4 protein-coding genes are annotated in these 2,966 nt (G+C 65.5%); 2 read left to right on the top strand and 2 right to left on the bottom strand.

The window, feature by feature from the left end; all coding sequences use genetic code 11:
* On the top strand, positions 1–533 hold a 533-nt coding region (locus tag AC1DYI_RS31200), incomplete at its 5' end, for an FAD-dependent oxidoreductase (RefSeq protein WP_477207995.1).
* Between the two features lie 112 nt (positions 534–645).
* The gene (locus AC1DYI_RS31195) at positions 646–1,413 is read left to right on the top strand and encodes an IclR family transcriptional regulator (protein WP_477207994.1); all 768 of its coding nucleotides are present in this window, start codon (positions 646–648) and stop codon (positions 1,411–1,413) included.
* A gap of 22 nt (positions 1,414–1,435) precedes the next feature.
* On the opposite strand, the gene pbpG is transcribed toward AC1DYI_RS31195, so the two are convergent.
* Positions 1,436–2,548: a D-alanyl-D-alanine endopeptidase gene (gene pbpG / locus AC1DYI_RS31190; RefSeq protein WP_477207993.1), complete on the bottom strand. Its 1,113-nt coding sequence runs from the start codon at positions 2,546–2,548 to the stop codon at positions 1,436–1,438.
* Positions 2,549–2,714: 166 nt separating this feature from the next.
* On the bottom strand, positions 2,715–2,966 hold a 252-nt coding region (locus AC1DYI_RS31185; protein ID WP_477207992.1), incomplete at its 5' end, for an alpha-isopropylmalate synthase regulatory domain-containing protein.

The following is a 2,966-nucleotide window of genomic DNA, read 5'->3' as shown; positions in this document are numbered from 1 at the left end:
TCGATCACGTGATCGTCGCAACGCCACCCGGTGAAGCCGCCCGGCTGCTGGCCGCGCTGGCGCCCGAATGGAGCGAGGACGCCGCTGCTTTCACCTACCAGCCCATCGTCACCGCCTGGCTTCGTGCACCCCAGGCGCGTTGGCCACAACCAATGATGGCGTTGCGGGCCAGTGGCCTGCGGCCGGCGCAGTTTGGCTTCGACCTGGGTGCATTGGGCGGCCCGGAGCACACTTTCGCGCTGGTCGTCAGCGGTGCGGCGGCTTGGGTGGAAGCCGGCACCGACGCCACCCGGGCGGCCCTCGTCAGCCAATGGGAAGAGGCGTTCCCGCACGCCGAGCATGGCCCGGTCGAGTGGCTGACCAGCCGCACCGAGAAGCGCGCCACCTTTGCTTGCAAGCCCATGCTGCGACGCGCGCCCGCAAGGGTGCACGCCCGCGTCACGGTGGCAGGCGACCATGTGCAAGGCCCCTACCCGGCCACGCTCGAAGGCGCGGTGCGCTCAGGGTTGGCGGCTGCCGAGTCGCTGGCCTAGTCGTTGYGGCCTCCGCGGCGGCGCGGCCGGCGTTGTCAAGCCTTTGTTGTTTTTCGGATAGACGCGTCCATTTTCGCCATGCAAAATCGGGCATCCGGAGGATGTCGAAAAAATGACCCGAAAAGACAGCTCGTCCCCCAGCATCCAGGTGCTCGCGCGGGCCTTCAGCCTGCTCGACGTGCTGGCCTCGCACCAGGACCCGGTCTCACTCAAGGAGCTGAGCGAAACGACTGGGCTGCACCCCTCCACCGCCCACCGCATCCTCAATGACCTGGCCGCCGGCCGCCTCGTCGACCGGCCCGAAGCGGGCAGCTACCGGCTTGGCATGCGCCTGCTGGAGCTGGGCAACCTGGTCAAGGCCCGGTTGGACGTGCGTGACGCCGCGCTGGGCCCGATGCGCGACCTGCACAAGCTGACCCACCAGCCGGTGAACCTGTCGGTGCGCCAGGGCGACGAGATCGTCTACATCGAACGAACCTACAGCGAACGATCAGGTATGCAGGTGGTGCGTGCCGTTGGCGGCCGTGCGCCACTGCACCTCACTTCGGTCGGCAAGCTTTTCCTGGCCTATGACGACCCACAGCGCGTGCGCGCCTACGCCACGCGCACCGGCCTGGCCGGCCACACGCGCAACAGCCTGACGGACCTGCCCGCGCTGGAGCGTGAGCTTGCAGCGGTGCGCCGCCACGCGAGTGCGCGCGACAACGAAGAGCTGGAATTGGGGGTGCGCTGCATGGCCGCTGGCATCTTCGACGATCAGGGCAAGCTGGTGGCTGGCCTGTCGATCTCGGCACCGGCCGACCGGCTGGAAGAGTCCTGGCTGGACCGCGTCAAGTCGACCGCGGCGCAGATCTCTTCAGCGCTCGGCCACCGGGGCTGAGCGCTTCAATCAAGCAAGGCTTTCAGCCGGCGCTGGCTTCGTGCGCCACCACGGCGGGCGCGACGGCCGGCGTCATGGCGGCCGGCGCCACAGCAGCCGGAACTAACGGCGCGCTCATCAGCCACTTGCGGATGCGTTCGGCATCGCCGATGCGTGAGTATTTGCCCGCCGAATCCAGCAGCACCATGATCAGCTTGCGGCCAGCGAGCTGYGCCTGCATCACCAGGCACTGACCGGCCTCGGTGATGTAGCCGGTCTTCTGCAGGCCGATGTCCCAGCTGGGGTTCAGCACCAGCCGGTTGGTGGTGTGGTACTGCAGCTGGCGGTTGCCGACTGCCACCTGGTATTCAGGCGAGGTGGAGAGTTCGCGCATCAACGGCACTTGGTGCGCCGTCTTGACCAGCAACGCCAGGTCACGCGCGCTCGATTGGTTCTGGCTCGACAAGCCGGTGGGCTCGACGTAGCGGGTGTCGTTCATGCCCAGCAGCTTGGCCTTGGCGTTCATCGCAGCGACGAACGCAGTCAAACCACCCGGATAGTTGCGGCCCAGCGCGTTGGCGGCGCGGTTCTCCGACGACATCAGCGCCAGGTGCAGCATCTCGCCGCGGGTCAGCTGGGTGCCGGGACGCAGGCGCGAGGAACTGCCCTTTTCGGTGTCGACGTCTTCATCGGTGATCGTCAGCACCTCGTCCATCGGCAGGTTGGCTTCGCTGATCAACAGGCCGGTCATCAGCTTGGTGATCGAGGCGATCGGCAACACGGCCTTGGAGTTCTTGTTCAGCAGGACCTCGTTGGTGTCCTGGTCCAGCACGAAAGCGACGCTGGATTTCAGATCCAGTGGATCGTCCGTCTCGTGCAGGCCGGCCAACTGGCCAAAAGACTGGCGCGTCGGCTCGGCAACGCGGACCACCGAACGGCGCGGAGCGACGGCATGGGTGCTGCGGGTGGAAGCCACCGACGCCTTGGCACGGGTGCTGGTACGGGCAACTGGCGCCTTCTTGGCCGTTGCGCTGGCTTGCGCGGTGGAGGCAACCGGGCGGCGTGCCTTGGCATCTGCAGCCGAGCCGAAGACGGTCAGACCCATGGCCAAGGTCACCATGCCCAACCAACGCGTCGAAATTCTGAACTTGAGCATTCTGTCGTGAGCCTTGAAAGCCACCCGCTGTGCTGGGCCTGAGTCTATTTGAAACAAAAAAGACATGCAAGATCAAAAACTTGCATGTCTTTCCTCAAGTGCGCCAACGGGCTCACTTGGCTCAAGAATCGAGTCTAGCCTGCAGTCGGGCAACCCCTTCTCGGGTTTAGCCCTGCGCAGCGACTCGCTCGTTCTTGGCGTGCAGCTTGTTCAGCGCCGCGAGGTAGGCCTTGGCAGAGGCAACAACGATGTCCGGATCGCTGCCTACGCCGTTGACCACCCTGCCGCCATGCTGCAGCCGAATGGTGACCTCGCCCTGGGATTCTGTGCTGCCGGAGGTGATCGCATTGACCGAATACAGCAACATCTCGGCACCAGATTGAGCTTTTGATTCAATCGCCTTCAAGCTGGCATCGAC

Source organism: Ideonella sp. P3_A4, from assembly GCF_056403075.1.
Note: the sequence above shows the minus strand (reverse complement) of the source record. Positions and strands in the feature narration are given on the sequence as shown.

Coding starts and splice junctions, on each gene's coding strand:
- AC1DYI_RS31195 (WP_477207994.1), top strand. CDS start 646: ATGACCCGAAAAGACAGCTCGTCCCCCAGCATCCAGGTGCTCGCGCGG.